The sequence below is a fragment of the Limnospira fusiformis SAG 85.79 genome (genome assembly GCF_012516315.1).
Lineage (GTDB): Bacteria > Cyanobacteriota > Cyanobacteriia > Cyanobacteriales > Microcoleaceae > Limnospira > Limnospira fusiformis.
Window position 1 is genome coordinate 1,604,355 of sequence record NZ_CP051185.1, and the last position, 17,153, is coordinate 1,621,507.

Genomic DNA, 17,153 nt, shown 5'->3' on the forward strand with positions numbered 1-17,153 from the left:
ATTTCGAGCGATCGCCTACTCCTAAATTCTACCACAGTCTCGGTCATCTGTATACACCCATTTGATAATTAATTTATCCTGTCCGTGACCCCCCGTCACTCCTACCCAGGAGACTCAGTGACTCCCCCTTAGCTTAATAACCCGAAATCACCAAACTCCCCCAATGATAAACATCAGAAAACGGCATAACTTCCGGGTTTTCCTGTCTTTCAATCCGTCCTAAAGCCTTGGCTAAAATTCCCTGATTACTCTCACTCAAAGGATCTGATAAACAGGATTCATAAACCTTGGCAATTTCTGCCCAGGTCGCCTCACAGCGTAACCAATTTTTCGCTTTATGTAAAGCCACCGCCGCCGTTTCACCCCCTAGATATTCCTGATAAAACTTAATCGCCAATACCGCCGACGATTCATCATTCACCAGCCATAAATCTGATAATCATGATGCCAATCCGTGATGAAAGTTTCCAGTTGTTTCTGTTGCCAAGCCGATAAGGGTATAGCCGTCATGTCGTCTACCGTCAGGATAAAGGTTATCAAATAATCGTTGCCATAATACCAATAAATCATGGCGGTTTCCGGGTTAAGCAATGCGTGAATTTTTGCTTCTGTTAACCCTAGCTTTATGGTAATCCGGTTTATATTTTAGGGCTTGATCGTAGGAGGATATCGCTTGTTTATACTCTCCTAAATTATACAGCGCCACCCCTCGGTTATTCCAAGCTTTATGGTAATCTGGTTTATATTTTAGGGCTTGGTCGTAGGAGGATATCGCTTGTTTATACTCTCCTAAATTATACAGCGCCACCCCTCGGTTAAACCAAGCTTCATGTAAATCCGGTTTATATTTTAGGGCTTGGTCGTAGGAGGATATCGCTTGTTGATACTCTCCTAAATTATACATCGCCACCCCTCGGTTATTCCAAGCTTTATGGTAATCCGGTTTATATTTTAGGGCTTGGTCGTAGGAGGATATCGCTTGTTTATACTCTCCTAAATCCTTCAGCGTCACCCCTCGGTTATACCAAGCTTCATGTAAATCCGGTTTATATTTTAGGGCTTGGTCATAGGAGGATATCGCTTGTTTATATTCTCCTAAATAAGACAGCGCATTCCCTCGGTTATACCAAGCTACATGGTCATCCGGTTTATATTTTAGGGCTTGGTCATAGGAGGATATCGCTTGTTTATACTCTCCTAAATGATACAGCGCATTCCCTCGGTTATACCAAGCTTCATGGAAATCCGGTTTATATTTTAGGGCTTGGTCGTAGGAGGATATCGCTTGTTTATACTCTCCTAAATGATACAGCGCATTCCCTCGGTTATACCAAGCTTCATGGAAATCCGGTTTATATTTTAGGGCTTGGTCGTAGGAGGATATCGCTTGTTTATACTCTCCTAAATCCTTCAGCGTCACCCCTCGGTTAAACCAAGCTACATGGAAATCCGGTTTATATTTTAGGGCTTGGTCGTAGGAGGATATCGCTTGTTTATACTCTCCTAAATAAGACAGCGCATTCCCTCGGTTATACCAAGCTACATGGTCATCCGGTTTATATTTTAGGGCTTGGTCATAGGAGGATATCGCTTGTTTATACTCTCCTAAATGATACAGCGCATTCCCTCGGTTATACCAAGCTACATGGTCATCCGGTTTATATTTTAGGGCTTGGTCGTAGGAGGATATCGCTTGTTTATACTCTCCTAAATAAGACAGCGCATTCCCTCGGTTATACCAAGCTACATGGTCATCCGGTTTATATTTTAGGGCTTGGTCATAGGAGGATATCGCTTGTTTATACTCTCCTAAATGATACAGCGCATTCCCTCGGTTATACCAAGCTACATGGTCATCCGGTTTATATTTTAGGGCTTGGTCGTAGGAGGATATCGCTTGTTTATACTCTCCTAAATAAGACAGCGCATTCCCTCGGTTATACCAAGCTACATGGAAATCCGGTTTATATTTTAGGGCTTCGTCGTAGGAGGATATCGCTTGTTTATATTCTCCTAAATAAGACAGCGCATTCCCTCGGTTATACCAAGCTACATGGTCATCCGGTTTATATTTTAGGGCTTGGTCATAGGAGGATATCGCTTGTTTATACTCTCCTAAATAATACAGCGCATTCCCTCGGTTATACCAAGCTACATGGTCATCCGGTTTATATTTTAGGGCTTCGTCGTAGGAGGATATCGCTTGTTTATACTCTCCTAAATAAGACAGCGCCTTCCCTCGGTTAAACCAAGCTTTATGTAAATCCGGTTTATATTTTAGGGCTTGGTCATAGGAGGATATCGCTTGTTTATACTCTCCTAAATAAGACAGCGCATTTCCTCGGCTAAACCAAGCTTTATGTAAATCCGGTTTATATTTTAGGGCTTGGTCGTAGGAGTATATGGCTTGTTTATACTCTCCTGAATAAGACAGCGCCACCCCTCGGTTATACCAAGCTTTATGGTCATCCGGTTGAAATTCGATCGCTTTTTCCCAGGAGGATATAGCCCCACGCACATCACCATTATCATATCGTTGTAATCCATCGTTAAACCATTTCTTAGCATCAGTCGGGAGAGAATCAGTCGAGGTTGGGGCGGGGTTGGGGGGTGCTGCTTCGGGGGGAGTTTCTGGCGGTAATAAATAAGCCGCTATCTCGGAAATTGCGCCACAATTTAACTTCTTTAATAATGATAGCTGCCGGGAGATTTCTGGGTCTTTAGCGCTATGCTGAAACCGGGGACACCATTCCCGCCATTGGCTTTCCGTCACCCGGTGTTCATTCCGACGCAGCCAACCCATCACCTGGTCGCGGTTCCAACCTTGACCTACCTTAGTCAGCAATTGTCGAAATAACCATTCATATTCATGGTCGGGGAGTCGGGGAGGGTTTGACCTCTGCGGTGGGGGAGGGTTCAGCAAGTTGAGTAACTTATTCCCCACCTGGGTCAACCATTGAAGAAATCGGCGCACCAGGTGCATCAGTTGCTTAAACCATTGACGAAATCGGCGCACCAGGCGCATCAGTTGGTTAAACATAAGTAGTTATCGGGAGTATGAAACCATAAAAAACCCCTGTCGGCTACTGGGGGGTGATAAATATTGTAATCCTTTCCCACAGTCGCGGGTTTCACCTCCTCCACCTACCCCAGCCACCTGTCAAAAATTAATTTCCCCTTCTGGGTTTTCCCGGTGCGGATTTTCTGGCGTTAAGTCACCATATCCATGGTTTCTCAGGTCTGTCCTAACCCTTCCCGTAGAAACAGTTGCAGCGTCATTTCTTTTGGGGGGTACATTCAGTTAATAGATGGATATCACTTCAATAGTTGCCTGAAAAACTGTTTTAGTTTGCCACCTCGCGAAGGATTTAGCGTTTCTTTGGAGGCATTTACCGGGTCGGGAGAATGAAAAATTACCTCCGCTACCTCCGCCAGATTGCTTAATTCTTTGCTATAATCATCACGCTCGAATTTCGGTAGATAGCCTTTTTTTCGATCGCTTCCCTCAGCCATTAGTCGATCGCACCACAAAAAACGGCGGCGGGAAAGGGCGGGTGTATATAACTGGCTGGTGTGTTCGATAGCTGACTGCTGCACCCGCCCCTACATTACATTGGGCGCGTTATTCGAGGTCGAAATTTGGTGAAATTGGCTGAAAATGCGATCGCACCACCCAAAACGGCGGCGGGGAAAGGGCGGGTGTATATAATTGGCTGGTGTGTTCCATGGCTGACTGCTGCACCCGCCCCTACATTACATTGGGCGCGTTATTCGAGGTCGAAATTTGGTGAAATTGGCTGAAAATGCGATCGCACCACAAAAAACGGCGGCGGGAAAAAGGCCGGTGCTAGTAGGGGCGGGTGCTAGATCCGCCATCGAGAAAACCAGCCAACTACCTGCACCCGCCCTTCTTCTTTAACACCATCGGAAAAACCAGCCAACTACCTGCACCCGCCCTTCTTCTTTAACACCATCGGAAAAACCAGCCAACTACCTGCACCCGCCCTTCTTCTTTAACACCCCTACATTACATTGGGCGCGTTATTCGAGGTCGAAATTTGGTGAAATTGGCTGAAAATGCGATCGCACCACACAAAACGGCGGCGGGGAAAGGGCGGGTGTATATAATTGGCTGGTGTGTTCCATGGCTGACTGCTGCACCCGCCCCTACATTACATTGGGCGCGTTATTCGAGGTCGAAATTTGGTGAAATTGGCTGAAAATGCGATCGCACCACAAAAAACGGCGGCGGGAAAAAGGCCGGTGCTAGTAGGGGCGGGTGCTAGATCCGCCATCGAGAAAACCAGCCAACTACCTGCACCCGCCCTTCTTCTTTAACACCATCGGAAAAACCAGCCAACTACCTGCACCCGCCCTTCTTCTTTAACACCATCGGAAAAACCAGCCAACTACCTGCACCCGCCCTTCTTCTTTAACACCATCGGAAAAACCAGCCAACTACCTGCACCCGCCCTTCTTCTTTAACACCCCTACATTACATTGGGCGCGTTATTCGAGGTCGAAATTTGGTGAAATTGGCTGAAAATGCGATCGCACCACACAAAACGGCGGCGGGGAAAGGGCGGGTGTATATAATTGGCTGGTGTGTTCCATGGCTGACTGCTGCACCCGCCCCTACATTACATTGGGCGCGTTATTCGAGGTCGAAATTTGGTGAAATTGGCTGAAAATGCGATCGCACCACCCAAAACCGCCGTGGGGAAAGGGCGGGTGTATATAATTGGCTGGTGTGTTCCATGGCTGACTGCTGCACCCGCCCCTACATTACATTGGGCGCGTTATTCGAGGTCGAAATTTGGTGAAATTGGCTGAAAATGCGATCGCACCACACAAAACGGCGGCGGGGAAAGAAAGGGCGGGTGTATATAATTGGCTGGTGTGTTCCATGGCTGACTGCTGCACCCGCCCCTACATTGGGCGCGTTATTCGAGGTCGAAATTTGGTGAAATTGGGTGAAATGCGATCGCACCACAAAAACCGGCGGCGGGGAAAGGGCGGGTGTATATAATTGGCTGGTGTGTTCGATGGCTGACTGCTGCACCCGCCCCTACATTACATTGGGCGCGTTATTCGAGGTCGAAATTTGGTGAAATTGGCTGAAATGCGATCGCACCACCTGTTCAAAACGACGGCGGGAAAGGGCGGGTGTATATAATTGGCTGGTGTGTTCGATGGCTGACTGCTGCACCCGCCCCTACATTACATTGGGCGCGTTATTCGAGGTCGAAATTTGGTGAAATTGGCTGAAAATGCGATCGCACCACCAAAAACGGCGGGAATGCGATCGCACCACCAAAAACCGCTGACTAACGGCTAATATTCCCCGGTATTGAATTTAAACGCCACCAGGTTAAACTCCCCAAAATTAATCCAATTAGACAACTCGCAACCAACTTATAGCTTTGTAGTTTGCCTCGCGCCCTTTGCTTTTTGGGCGGGACTGGAAACCCGGCGGGCATAGGGGATAATTCCCCCTTGTGTTCCCTGGTATCATCTTCCGGGGCTTGACGGGATCTCATATCGTTTTTGCCAGTCTTCTGGGGGCTTCAATCTTGCCGTTTTTTACCATATTTTTAAGCTATTTGACATCCTCCCCCCGCCTAACACGGGGATTCCCAGTAGGGGGAGGGTTTGGCAATCATCCCCTTTGCATCTTTGGCGTGGCGGGAGGTTCGCCCATTCCCCTGTCCGCTACTGGGGGGTGATAACTATTGTAATCCTTTCCCACAGTCGCGGGTTTCACCTCCTCCACCTACCCCAGCCACCTGTCACAAATTAATTTCCCCTAACCCCTTTTTTTTATCGCTCATCTGTGTTACTATGAATTCTGGCAAATAAGCGGACGTGGCGGAATTGGTAGACGCGCTAGATTTAGGTTCTAGTGTCCTCGCGACGTGAAGGTTCAAGTCCTTTCGTCCGCATTTGATTAACCCTGGATGTAGTGGCGGTTGTGGCTACTGCCTAACCTTCCTATGGACTGGCGAGGCTGGTTGATTTAATCTCCTCCAAACCCCATAGTTGCTCTCACTTGACCATTGATAGGGAAAACTGGTCTAATAGCGATCGCATTTCCGATTAACTTCCGTCAGTTAATCACAAACCGCCCACATATATTCCTGTGCGTTTCCCCTTTATGTTCATCCCCAGCCCTGGTCTACTAGCCCTGTTTAACTTATCCACTTACGAGAGTATCAGTGCCTTAGCCCTGTTAATACTTTCCCTACAACTCCCCGCCACCGCGATTTTACTCTCCCGCCTATTTCGAGGGTTACAGCGTCGCCCACAATTACACATAGCCCCCCCCACCCCAGACCTATTGGGTAAAGTTAGCGTCATTGTCCCCACCCTCAACGAAGCCACCCGCCTCGGTCCTTGTTTATCAGGTTTGACCCTCCAAGGCTATGAAGTACGCGAAATCATCATTGTTGATAGTAACTCAGTCGATGCCACCCAAGATATGGTCATCGCCCAAAGCCAGCGCGACCCTCGTTTCCGCTTAACTACCGATGACCCCTTACCTCCCGGCTGGGTAGGTCGTCCTTGGGCTTTACATACTGGCTTTTTACACACTTCCCCCGCCTCGGAATGGGTTTTGGGTATTGATGCAGACACACAACCTCAACCCGGACTGGTCGCGGCCTTGGTTAGGGCGGCAGAAAATTCTCAATATGACCTGATTTCTCTATCCTCTCAGTTTATCCTTAAATACCCAGGGGAATTGTGGTTACAACCTGCCCTCTTAATTACCCTCGTCTATCGATTTGGCCCCCCCGATACGGCTCCTAAGACCCCGGAACGGGTTATGGCTAATGGCCAATGCTTTTTGTGTCGCCGTGCGGTTTTGGAAGCGTTGAATGGTTACACCACGGCATCAAATTCCTTTTGTGATGATGTGACTTTGGCGAGAAATGCTGCTAAAAAAGGCTTTCGCGTCGGGTTTTGGGATGGGGCGGCGCTGCTGAAGGTGCGGATGTATGATGGGTTTATGGATACTTGGTCTGGCTGGGGGCGATCGCTTGATTTAAAGGATGCTTCTTCTAGGGCGGGACTATGGGCGGATCTCGGTTTCCTATTATGCTGTCAGGGTCTACCCCTGTTTGTGTTAACTATCGGCTTGGCTTTGGGGTTACTCTCTCCCCACCATAACCCTATATTTACCTGTCTATGGCGCTTAAATGCTTTCCTCTTTATTATCCGTGTCGCTTTGTCGGGTGCGATCGCTTCTTCATATAATTTCAGCCAAGCACAAGCTAAATGGGTCTTCTGGCTATCTCCCCTCGCTGACCCCCTCGCTGTTTTCCGCCTCTTTCTCTCGGCTACCCAAAGACCTACCCAGTGGCGAGGACGCTACTATGAATAATTCCGGTCAAAGTCCCTCTCCCCTCTGGGATCCAGATTTAGGGTGAGGGCAATGTATCGGTGAGGGCAATGTATCTAGGAGAAAGCCCTAGGGTGAGGGCAATTTATTAAGGGACTAATTACCTCTCAAAGTCCCTCTCCCCTCTGGGATCCAGATTTAGGGTGAGGGCAATGTATCTAGGAGAGAGACCTAGGGTGAGGGCAATGTATCTAGGAGAAGGACCTAGGGTGAGGGCAATTTATTAAGGGACTGATAACCTCTCAAAGTCCCTCTCCCCTCTGGGATCCAGATTTAGGGTGAGGGCAATGTATCTAGGAGAGAGACCTAGGGTGAGGGCAATTTATTAAGGGACTAATTACCTCTCAAAGTCCCTCTCCCCTCTGGGATCCAGATTTAGGGTGAGGGCAATGTATCTGGGATCCAGATTTAGGGTGAGGGCAATGTATAGCACCAGACAGGAAAGTTAGGACGTATAATGGAGAGGACGAGATGATTAAGAAGACCCAAAATGCCAGCCCCCTATAGTTACGACCTCAGACAAAAAGTTATTGATGCCATTGAACTAGACGGTATGCCCAAAACAGAAGCCAGTCAAGTTTTCCATGTCAGCCGGAACACCATTAATCTCTGGCTGCAAAGAAAAGCACAGACCGGAGACTTCCTCCCTAAACCTAATCACCCACCTGGCAATAACCACAAAATTACCGACTGGCAAAAATTCAAGGCTTTTGCCCAAGAGCATGGCGACAAAACCGCAGCTCAGATGGCTGAACTTTGGGATGACGACATCTCTCCTCGCACCATATCCAGAGCCTTGAAGAAAATTGGCTTCACCAGAAAAAAAAACTTACGGCCACCAAGAACTTGATCAGCAACAGCGAGAGGAGTTTATTGCTCAGATTGAACAGATTAAGTAGACGCGCCACGGTGTGGATGTAGGTCCGGCGACCGGTGGGGGTGTTATGGCGAAGACGAGTTTAAAGACTACGTGTGCATATAGTTCTGAAAGAAGAAGGACTAAGCGGTGAAGTCAACACTGTACCACTGACCAATTGGGCATCCACATCGGGAGCCCTATGATGCGAAAGTCTCAAGTACGGTTTTGAATGGGAGGGGATGGGGGCGACCCCATTCTCTACCCTTCCCCCCTGAACATGACTGGACTGATTTTGATGGGGTGCTAGGATAAAACCATCCTTCTCGAGTTACTGGAGCATAATGGCTTTCTATGATTGAAATTTTAGCAGTTCTTTCCGCATCAGCAGCAGGAGGTATGAGAATTGCGCTTCCACTCCTACTAATTGGATTACTGCGAAATAATTTATGGTCTGATGTACCACTTCTTTCGGCTCTGTCTCCCAAGGTGGTAATTGGTGTTTTGGTGAGCTGGTCCCTCTTTGAACTTTTCGCCTCGAAACAATTATTAGGACAGCGCATTCTCCAGGTATTTCAACTGGTGTTTAGTCCCGTAGTCGGAGCGATTATGGGTTTGGCGATCGCTGAAGCCAGTTCTTTCCCCTCCTGGTTGTTGTGGTTGCTGGGAATTGTTGGGGGACTTTTGGCTTTAGTCTTACAATTGGTACAAGCGGGATGGTTTTACCGTCTGCGAGGCTTACCTCTATGGGCAATTTTTGTCCAGGATGGTTTGTGTATTGCTCTGGTTATGTTTGCTTTTGATGCTCCTGAACAGGGGGGGTTAATTGCTTTATTCTTGCTCTGGCTCGCTATTCGTAGCTCTACAGAATGGTATAAATGGTATACTCAGCAGGCTAGTAATCGCCATCGTAGCCAGCCTCGACTGGGGAAGCAAGACCCTGATTAAACTAAACTTTAAATACTCACAAGCAAATACTCATACAAAAATCTTAATTAGTGGGTTCACATATTTTTGACACCAGCACTGACACAGATCACAAAATTAAGTGATCTAGTTCATCAACCCTCCTATCTAGTTTTTTAAGCAGCAACAGGACTCAGTTTTCATCATCTCCCCGGTTTCCTTTGTCTCCAGGGAAAAGAGACCCCATCAGCCCCTAGATAGAGTTTTTCAGATTAAATATTGATTATGGGAGCCGATCCGACTACAATTTTTGTGGGCGATACTTTCGAGTTGGTAAGAATATACAATTTATGGGCTCATGCCATCAAAGCCATCGCACCTACCTTTATTCTACCTGTAGAAATTTTATGGATATTCAACTCATTAATATCGGCTTTGGCAATATTATCTGTGGTAATCGTGTCATCGCTATTGTCGGCCCCGAATCAGCCCCCATTAAGCGTATCATTACAGACGCACGAGACCGAGGACAGCTTATTGATGCTACCTATGGACGGCGCACCAGAGCCGTGATTATTACCGACTCCAATCATGTGGTTCTCTCAGCTATTCAGCCAGAAACCGTCGCTAACCGATTTGTGGTTGAGAAAAACGGTGCTAATCGCCTTTCATAAACCTATCTGGGTTCACCTAAAACTATATTAAGATGATTGACAGCAAAACTGGCCAGCTCATTGTCATTACCGGACCTAGTGGCGTGGGAAAAGGAACGATTATTCGATCGCTTCTCCAAAAATATCCACAACTCCATCTTTCCGTCTCCGTTACTACCCGTTCTCCCCGTCCCGGAGAAGTCCATGGAAAAGACTATTTTTTCGTCACTCGCGATCGCTTTCAACAAATGGTTCAACAACAAGAGCTACTAGAATGGGCTGAGTTTGCCGGAAATTTCTACGGGACACCCCGCTTGGCTGTCCAAGATAAAATTCAGCAGGGAGAGAATGTTCTACTCGAAATTGAACTAGAAGGCGCTAGACAGATCTCACAGACCTTTCCACAGGCTCTGCGAATTTTTATCCTTCCACCTTCTCTACAAGAACTCGAGAACCGTCTACGAAATCGCGCCACTGACTCCCAAGAGGCGATCGCTCGTCGTATTCAACGCGCTAAAACTGAAATCGCCGCCGCCGGGGAATTTCACCACACCTTAATCAACGACAACCTCGATCGCGCCCTCGCAGAACTCGAAACCCTCTTTTAATTCATCCCCCATATATTAACTTTTGTAACAAAAAATTAAGAAATGTTGCGAAAAATTTTTTTGGCGGGGGGTGCTTGCTTTTTGGGGTGACTTCTGCTACACTTTTACATAATGGGAATATTCGCAATTTTATTATTTTGACTAATATTTCCATTATTTAACTGTATGTCAATATCCTACCATTAGTTCCCCGTGCTTGTCAACCCTTAGCGCCGGGGCTGATAAATTTATTGACAATTTATATCAACAAGATTGGGGGAGAAGATAGAAGAGGGAAGCGGCATAACATTGATTTGCCGCCTCATTTCCCCATTCTACTTGAGAGTAGTTTTCGATGCTATGCGAGTTTTCTTGCGTTCGGAGTCCGATAGTTCTTCGCCGGACTGGAGGCGAGTTGCACTACCTTGGAGGACAGTAGCAGCACTGTTGTCGCCCATTTGTAAAGCGGTTTTAGCCGCTGTTTGTAACATAGTAGCAGCACCGGCGCGATCGCCTTGTTGTAGTTTAGTTTCAGCGATTTGAGTTTGTCGGTACTTAGCCAAAGCCAAAATATGTTTTTGAACCTTGGGATCGGAAGTAGGGCGATAATCTCCGAGGACATTAGCTTCCACCAAAACCGGCTGAGAATAGAGCTTTTCAATACCCAAAGCCGGGTCATCATAGCGGACTTGAACTTGAGCGATCGCCTGTTTACTGATCGGCAAATTGCCAACATCAACATAAAGGTTAGCCAAGATAATCCGTTCGGTATCTTTCATTAAATCCCCCAAGCGAACCGCGAGTTGTTCTCCTTTTGGCAGTATAGGAAGTTCAATAGTATCAGGATAAACCTGTGCGACTGGCTTGAGTTGAGCCAAGCGGACATAAGGAAATAGGGAGAATAATAGGTAAGCGTTAGTGAGTCCCACCGATTGCATACGGGTAAACAGACGGCCAAACTCAGCGATCGCCTGTTCGGGGTATTCAATATATCCCAAAGCACCGCCACCCGCATCGGCAATTTTCTCTAAAATATCCTGATTCCAGTCGTCTCCAAATCCCAAAGAATTAATAGTTAACTTATATTCCGTGGCCAGTTTGGCGAGTTTGAGACAACGTTTATTATCCCCGTGTTCATTTTCCCCGTCAGTGAGAAGAAACCCTTGAGAAATCCGATCCTGTTTACCCTTTCCTAACTCCTCAATTCCCAGCTTGATACCTTCATCAATAGCCGTTCCCCCGGAACAGCGCAAACCATCAATCTTTTTTTTGATACCATCAGGATCGGTGAGGTCTTGATTAGGAACCAATACCTTAGCTCGGTGATCAAAAGCAACTACCGAAATCCGATCGCCTACATTTAAGCGATCGATAAGTTCTTTCGCCGCCTGTTTCACCGTTTCCAATGGTTGACCATTCATAGAACCACTGTGGTCTAAAATCAAACATAGATTCATGGGAACTTGACCCTCAAACGGATCAGGAACCGCTGAAACCGAAATTGACAGTTGACGCTGATTCGATTCTTGATTTGGGTCTAGGTTCGGATCGTTGAGGGAAGGCTGCAAACTGACTTTCATAGAAGACCTCCGGGATGTGAAAATCCTATTTGAGTATAGGACGCAACTCAAAATTCAGATGGTCGGTAATTTCCCATCCGGTTATTCACAGGACTGAGCCACGAGTTGCGTTAGTATATAGTTTAACCTCTTTGATGAGTTCATCGGTTTATACTGTGCAATCACCATACTACTACAGCGACAGTGCCATTAGGACACCACCCCCAGACCTACCCTCCTTGCTACTCAAGGAAAGGATTATCTATCTAGGGTCGCCTCTAGTTTCCTCGGACGACTATAAGCGACAACTAGGGGTTGATGTCACCAAACTAATTATCGCCCAGTTGCTTTATCTGCAATTTTCCGATCCAGAAAAGCCTATTTACTTCTATATCAACTCTACCGGAACCTCTTGGTATACGGGAGATGCGATCGGACAAGATACCGAAGCCTTCGCGATTTGCGATACCATGAGCTATGTCAAACCCCCTGTGCATACTATCTGCATTGGTCAGGCTATGGGTACAGCCGCGATGATTCTTTCCGCCGGGACAAAAGGCTGTCGTACCAGTCTCCCCCATGCCACCATTGTTTTAAACCAACCTCGTATGGGGATGGGACGCTCTCAGGCTACTGATATCCAAATTAGGGCTAAAGAAGTCCTCGCCAACAAAGCATCGATCTTGGATATTTTGTCCCAAAATACCGGACAACCTGTGGAAAAAATTGCCAAAGATACCGATCGGATGTTCTATTTAACACCAGAGGCGGCTAAAGAATATGGGTTGATTGATCGGGTTCTCGAAAGCACTAAGGAATTGCCCAAACAATTACCCGTTGGTGTGTAGTAAACTTGCTTGTGCTTACAAATTATGGCTGTCGATGAAGTTCTTCGCGTTCCTTATCAGATTCCTGGTAGTCAATACTGGCAGTGGGTTAACATCTATACTCGTTTGAGTCAAGAACGAATTATTTTTCTGAATCAGCCTCTGACAACCGGTGTCGCTAATTCCCTGGTGTCGGCTATGTTGTATCTTGACTCCGACGATCAGAATAAACCCATCTATATGTACATCAACTCCATTGGTGATCCAGTCCTAGCAGGTATGGCTAATGAGTCCATGGGAATGATGTCAGTCATGGCGGCTTTGGCTGTATATGACACTATGCAACACATCAAATCGGAGATTGTGACTATCTGTTTGGGTCAAGCAGTGGGGATGGCAGCTTTGTTATTGTCCTGCGGTTCCAAAGGTAAACGGGCTAGTCTTCCTAATTCCATGATTACTCTTTATAACCCCCAAACCGGAACCCAAGGACAAGCTACCGATATTCAAGTAACCGCTGACGAGATCCTCTCGAAACGGGCTTTAATGATGGATATCTTTCACCAAAATACTGGTCAAACCATTGAGAAATTGACTAAGGACATGAACCGCACTTTTTACATGACTCCAGAAGAGGCGAAAGAGTATGGTATCATCGACCGTGTTTTAACAACTCTAAAGTTGACTTGATTTCCTCCGTCGGGTATCGGTAAACTACCAGAAAAGAGGAGACAATTGATAATTAATTGTTGATGATTAATTGTTGATCTGCTCTCCTCACCAACCCCCCGACGGTAGACTGGCGATCGCCACCGGGGAAAATCTCCCGTTAAATTCAACCAATCTTATACAGACACAACAAAAGGATTAGTAATTATGCCTATTGGTGTTCCTAGTGTTCCTTATCGCCTTCCTGGTAGTACCTATGAACAGTGGATCAGTATCTATGAAAGACTTTTCCGCGAACGAATTATCTTTTTGTCGGAAGAGGTTGACGACGGTATTGCTAATGCGATCGTCGCTTATATGCTGTATTTGGACTCCGAAGACCCCTCCAAACCCATTTACCTCTATATCAATTCCCCTGGCGGTTCGGTAACTGCCGGGATGGCGATTTACGATACCATGCAATATATCAGGTCTGATGTGGTGACTATCTGCGTGGGTATGGCTGCTTCTATGGGTGCATTTCTCCTGGCTGCGGGAACTAAAGGTAAACGCCTAGCCCTCCCCCATGCTAGGATTATGATTCACCAACCTTTGGGGGGGACTCGCGGACAAGCCACTGATATTGAAATTGAGGCTAAAGAAATTCTCCGAATTCGTAAGGTCCTCAATGAGATGTTAGCAGAAAGATCCGGTCAAACTCTCGAAAAAATTGAGAAAGACACCGATCGCGATTACTTTATGTCCGCCGCCGAAGCCCACGAATATGGTTTAATTGATCAGGTCATTGAAGAACGCCCAGTTTAGCCATAGCCAGATTTCTGCTAAACTAATCACGCCCGCGTTTCTTGTGGTGCGGGTTCGGTTCTTGCTTAAACTGGGGTAGATTAAACCTAGATGGACACAACGGATTACTATCGCACATTGGGTTTAAGATCAGGGGCGAGTTTGGAAGCGGTCAAGGCTTCCTATCGGAAACTCGCCCGACAATATCATCCTGATGTTAATCAAAATAATCCCCAAGCAAAGGAAAGATTTATCGCCTTAACGGAGGCTTATAAGTTTCTGTTAGATGTCGCTAAACCTGATTCCCAAATGGCTTGGGCTACGGCCTCTTATACCCACTTCCCCAAGGGTACAACCTCCCATTATCCCACGGGGAAAAATAAGGTCTATCACCCGGAAAACCGGATTCAATTTAACCCGGAACTCTCGGAAACTGAGCAAAAATTGAAGGACAATTGCTATAAACAATTGCAGCAATTACTCAGATATCAGCGATTCCCTAGGGCGATCGCTTTAGTGGAAGGACTAGCCCACAGAATCCCCCAAGACCAGGAAATCCGACAGTGGCAGGCTATTACTTATCAACGTTGGGCTCGTCAACTTATCAAAGAACGCCAAACCGATAAAGCCCGCAATTACCTCAAAAAAGCCCTCCGTACTGACCCTCACAATCGCACGCTGTGGGCGGAAGTTGAACGAGATTTTCAATCCCTAGAAAGTGTCTATTCCTAAAGGTTAATTAACCATGATTTCCCGGCTTTTCTTACTGGAAAAAGATGCCTTTTTTAACATTAAAAAAATTTTTTGGCTCGGAACCCGCGCCAACCCTTGACAACCACCGGGAACTCATGGTAGTATTTGGATATGATAGTAAAACAATGGGAATCTGTTCACTAAAAATAAAATTGTCACTATTCGCATTATTTAAAAAGTATAGCGCAAGTCGCCGGGAAAAGCAACCCCCCCCAGAAAAAAAATTTTCCCGGCCCCAACTTAACATTTCTTTACATACAGCTTGTTCACCAGTCCCTTAAGACATTGCCCTCACCCTAGGTCTCTCTCCCAGATATAGCATTAGTCAAGGTGGTTAGGACGCAGTTTTGAGAACGGAATCCATGGCATCATGGAGAGAATCAAACTGCTCAATACAATGGCGAATGCGGGCTTTCAACCACGACCAACATTTCTCTATCTTGTTGAGGTCTGGCGAATAAGGTGGTAGATAGAGCAAACGGCATTGAGCCGCCTCCACTAGCTCAGGAATCCGTCCCCCTTTATGAAACGTTGCATTGTCTAGCACTAGAGTCTGACCTGGCTTCAGTGTTGGAATTAAGATGAACTCCAACCACAACTCAAACACTGTCCGATTACAACAACCCTCAAAGCTAAAGGGAGCTAAGAGTTGTTGATGACACCATGCGGCTATCATACTTACCCTGCCCTGCCTCTTCCCTGATTTGAGTGCATGGAAGCGTTTTCCTTCCTCGCAGTAACCATAAGGGTAATCCGAGTCCTGACTATTCATGCCGGCTTCATCGAGGTAGACCACTTCTTGTGGCTCCATCTGTTCAATCTGAGCCATAAACTCCTCTCGCTGTTGCTTCCAACGTTCTTGGTAGCCGTAAGTTTTTTTTCTGGTGAAGCCAATTTTCTTCAAGGCTCTGGATATGGTGCGAGGAGAGATGTCGTCATCCCAAAGTTCAGCCATTTGAGCGGAGGTTTTGTGGCCATGCTCTTGGGCAAAAGCCTTGAATTTCTGCCAGTCGGTAATTTTGTGGTTATTGCCAGGTGGGTGATTAGGTTTAGGGAGGAAGTCTCCGGTCTGTGCTTTTCTTTGCAGCCAGAGATTAATGGTGTTCCGGCTGACATGGAAAACTTGACTGGCTTCTGTTTTGGGCATACCGTCTAGTTCAATGGCATCAATAACTTTTTGTCTGAGGTCGTAACTATAGGGGGCTGGCATTTTTGGTCTTCTTAGTCATCTCGTCCTCTCCATTATACGTCCTAACTTTCCTGTCTGGTGCTATAAGTTAACAGCAGCGGCTATTTCGGTAAGCCTTAACCCATACATTACTGTCATACCAGTAACCCACAGCCAGGCGTGACGAGCTTTACTGAATGTATGGTTTTTGATAGTGTAGACTGCTTGTTTAGCGCTGTACCACCAATTTTTAAAGGCATCGATGCCTATACGCTGCTTAACGGTGAATCGTGTTTGTCTGGGATTAATAAGTTCTAACTGTTTTAGTAGGTGGTCTTTATTGGGTGATTTTTTGGCAATGGCTTTCAGGATGTAGTAACGTTCTTTGAATGTTTTGGACCCTATCAGCTCCTCTCCATTCTGTAAGGGAGTGTACAGCATAACCTTGAAACTCTCCCAAGTAGGATAATCATCCCAATTGGGGAATTGCTCAAAGTATATTTTTTGGCTTTGATGATAGGAAGATAGGTCGCTGACAATATCGCGGGAGCGTGGTCGTCCTGTGTTGCGGTTGTACCCGGCAAAATACTCATCTTCCAGTTGTTGGAATATTTCCCGGTAGGTTATCAGATTATCCTCAATCTGATTCTTTCCTAGAATAGTCGTATCATACCAATCCCAGAACTCACTAGTGCTAGTGATAGTCCCTAAGGCTTCTGATACCAGTTTAGCTTTCTTAACCCCGTCTATCACCCCTTGGGGTGTACACTCAAGATTAGCTGTCTTGGGTAGCCGTTTCCCGGTAGGTGGTTGCTTAAACTGCAATAGCAGATTGTACCTAGCCCCGGACTTTTGTAACTTGAGTGTCACTCCTTTGGGACATTCCCCTTTAAAGTCTTGATAGGCTTTCAGGAATCTGCTATAGCTCTCGTCATAGTTACCCTTTCCCCCCACTGTAGGGAGTTTAGTAGCATTACTCATTTTTTACTCACT

Annotated in this window: 18 protein-coding genes, 1 tRNA gene and 2 pseudogenes; 12 read left to right on the forward strand and 9 right to left on the reverse strand. The window is 46.4% G+C overall.

Translation table 11 applies throughout. The annotated features are described in order from the left end of the window. Positions 1-133 precede the first annotated feature (133 nt). From HFV01_RS07640 to HFV01_RS07655, 4 genes are all read right to left on the reverse strand, one after another. Complete coding sequence (locus HFV01_RS07640; RefSeq protein WP_111893123.1) at positions 134-421, reverse strand: CHAT domain-containing protein; 288 nt, start codon at positions 419-421, stop codon at positions 134-136. Next, the gene (locus HFV01_RS07645) at positions 418-570 is read right to left on the reverse strand and encodes a hypothetical protein (protein WP_187758458.1); all 153 of its coding nucleotides are present in this window, start codon (positions 568-570) and stop codon (positions 418-420) included. The genes HFV01_RS07640 and HFV01_RS07645 overlap by 4 nt, the downstream gene beginning before the upstream one ends. A 13-nt stretch (positions 571-583) precedes the next feature. Beyond that, positions 584-3,040, reverse strand: a complete 2,457-nt coding sequence (locus tag HFV01_RS07650) for a tetratricopeptide repeat protein (protein WP_193520972.1) — start codon at positions 3,038-3,040, stop codon at positions 584-586. A gap of 275 nt (positions 3,041-3,315) precedes the next feature. Continuing rightward, a complete protein-coding gene (locus HFV01_RS07655) occupies positions 3,316-3,597 on the reverse strand; it encodes a hypothetical protein (RefSeq protein ID WP_318286216.1) in 282 nt (93 codons plus the stop codon). A gap of 187 nt (positions 3,598-3,784) precedes the next feature. On the opposite strand from HFV01_RS07655, the gene HFV01_RS30290 reads away from it, so the two are divergent. After that, complete coding sequence (locus HFV01_RS30290) at positions 3,785-3,919, forward strand: hypothetical protein (protein WP_280949148.1); 135 nt, start codon at positions 3,785-3,787, stop codon at positions 3,917-3,919. A gap of 284 nt (positions 3,920-4,203) precedes the next feature. Further along, on the forward strand, positions 4,204-4,338 hold the full coding sequence (locus HFV01_RS30295; protein WP_280949148.1) for a hypothetical protein: 135 nt from the start codon (positions 4,204-4,206) through the stop codon (positions 4,336-4,338). 442 nt (positions 4,339-4,780) lie between these two features. Here the strand turns inward: HFV01_RS30295 and HFV01_RS07660 are convergent, their stop codons facing one another. Both HFV01_RS07660 and HFV01_RS07665 read right to left on the reverse strand, forming a co-directional pair. Beyond that, the gene (locus HFV01_RS07660) at positions 4,781-5,062 is read right to left on the reverse strand and encodes a hypothetical protein (protein WP_193520973.1); all 282 of its coding nucleotides are present in this window, start codon (positions 5,060-5,062) and stop codon (positions 4,781-4,783) included. A 6-nt stretch (positions 5,063-5,068) separates the two neighbouring features. Next, positions 5,069-5,209 (reverse strand): hypothetical protein, encoded by a 141-nt coding sequence (locus HFV01_RS07665; RefSeq protein WP_160162576.1) that lies wholly within the window; start codon positions 5,207-5,209, stop codon positions 5,069-5,071. Between the two features lie 650 nt (positions 5,210-5,859). Here HFV01_RS07665 and HFV01_RS07670 point away from each other — a divergent pair. The 6 genes and pseudogenes from HFV01_RS07670 (at position 5,860) to gmk (ending at position 10,422) form a co-directional block, all read left to right on the forward strand. Next, positions 5,860-5,942 (forward strand) — tRNA-Leu (locus HFV01_RS07670). A 212-nt stretch (positions 5,943-6,154) separates the two neighbouring features. Then, complete coding sequence (gene cruG, locus HFV01_RS07675) at positions 6,155-7,381, forward strand: 2'-O-glycosyltransferase CruG (protein WP_006670362.1); 1,227 nt, start codon at positions 6,155-6,157, stop codon at positions 7,379-7,381. A gap of 508 nt (positions 7,382-7,889) precedes the next feature. Beyond that, positions 7,890-8,295: pseudogene (locus tag HFV01_RS07680) on the forward strand (IS630 transposase-related protein); the annotation flags it as partial. A 314-nt stretch (positions 8,296-8,609) separates the two neighbouring features. After that, positions 8,610-9,203 carry a DUF4126 domain-containing protein gene (locus HFV01_RS07685; protein WP_006624536.1) on the forward strand — a complete coding sequence of 198 codons (594 nt, stop codon included), beginning with the start codon at positions 8,610-8,612 and terminating at the stop codon, positions 9,201-9,203. Between the two features lie 365 nt (positions 9,204-9,568). Next, complete coding sequence (gene remA / locus HFV01_RS07690; protein WP_006624537.1) at positions 9,569-9,835, forward strand: extracellular matrix/biofilm regulator RemA; 267 nt, start codon at positions 9,569-9,571, stop codon at positions 9,833-9,835. 32 nt (positions 9,836-9,867) lie between these two features. Then, positions 9,868-10,422, forward strand: coding sequence for a guanylate kinase (gene gmk / locus HFV01_RS07695; protein WP_006624538.1), 555 nt, complete (start codon positions 9,868-9,870; stop codon positions 10,420-10,422). 314 nt (positions 10,423-10,736) lie between these two features. On the opposite strand, the gene HFV01_RS07700 is transcribed toward gmk, so the two are convergent. After that, positions 10,737-11,981, reverse strand: coding sequence for a vWA domain-containing protein (locus tag HFV01_RS07700; RefSeq protein ID WP_006624539.1), 1,245 nt, complete (start codon positions 11,979-11,981; stop codon positions 10,737-10,739). A 134-nt stretch (positions 11,982-12,115) separates the two neighbouring features. Between HFV01_RS07700 and HFV01_RS07705 the strand changes: the two genes are divergently transcribed. From HFV01_RS07705 to HFV01_RS07720, 4 genes are all read left to right on the forward strand, one after another. Beyond that, positions 12,116-12,808: an ATP-dependent Clp protease proteolytic subunit gene (locus tag HFV01_RS07705; protein WP_006624540.1), complete on the forward strand. Its 693-nt coding sequence runs from the start codon at positions 12,116-12,118 to the stop codon at positions 12,806-12,808. 24 nt (positions 12,809-12,832) lie between these two features. Continuing rightward, complete coding sequence (locus HFV01_RS07710; RefSeq protein ID WP_006624541.1) at positions 12,833-13,477, forward strand: ATP-dependent Clp protease proteolytic subunit; 645 nt, start codon at positions 12,833-12,835, stop codon at positions 13,475-13,477. A gap of 186 nt (positions 13,478-13,663) precedes the next feature. Then, positions 13,664-14,260, forward strand: coding sequence for an ATP-dependent Clp endopeptidase proteolytic subunit ClpP (gene clpP / locus HFV01_RS07715; protein ID WP_006624542.1), 597 nt, complete (start codon positions 13,664-13,666; stop codon positions 14,258-14,260). Positions 14,261-14,350: 90 nt separating this feature from the next. Further along, a complete protein-coding gene (locus tag HFV01_RS07720; RefSeq protein WP_006624543.1) occupies positions 14,351-14,971 on the forward strand; it encodes a J domain-containing protein in 621 nt (206 codons plus the stop codon). Between the two features lie 355 nt (positions 14,972-15,326). Here HFV01_RS07720 and HFV01_RS07725 read toward each other — a convergent pair whose 3' ends face one another. Beyond that, positions 15,327-16,202, reverse strand: a complete 876-nt coding sequence (locus tag HFV01_RS07725; RefSeq protein ID WP_193520974.1) for an IS630 family transposase — start codon at positions 16,200-16,202, stop codon at positions 15,327-15,329. Between the two features lie 63 nt (positions 16,203-16,265). After that, a pseudogene (locus HFV01_RS07730) lies at positions 16,266-17,141 on the reverse strand (recombinase); the annotation flags it as partial. Between the last annotated feature and the right edge of the window lie 12 nt (positions 17,142-17,153).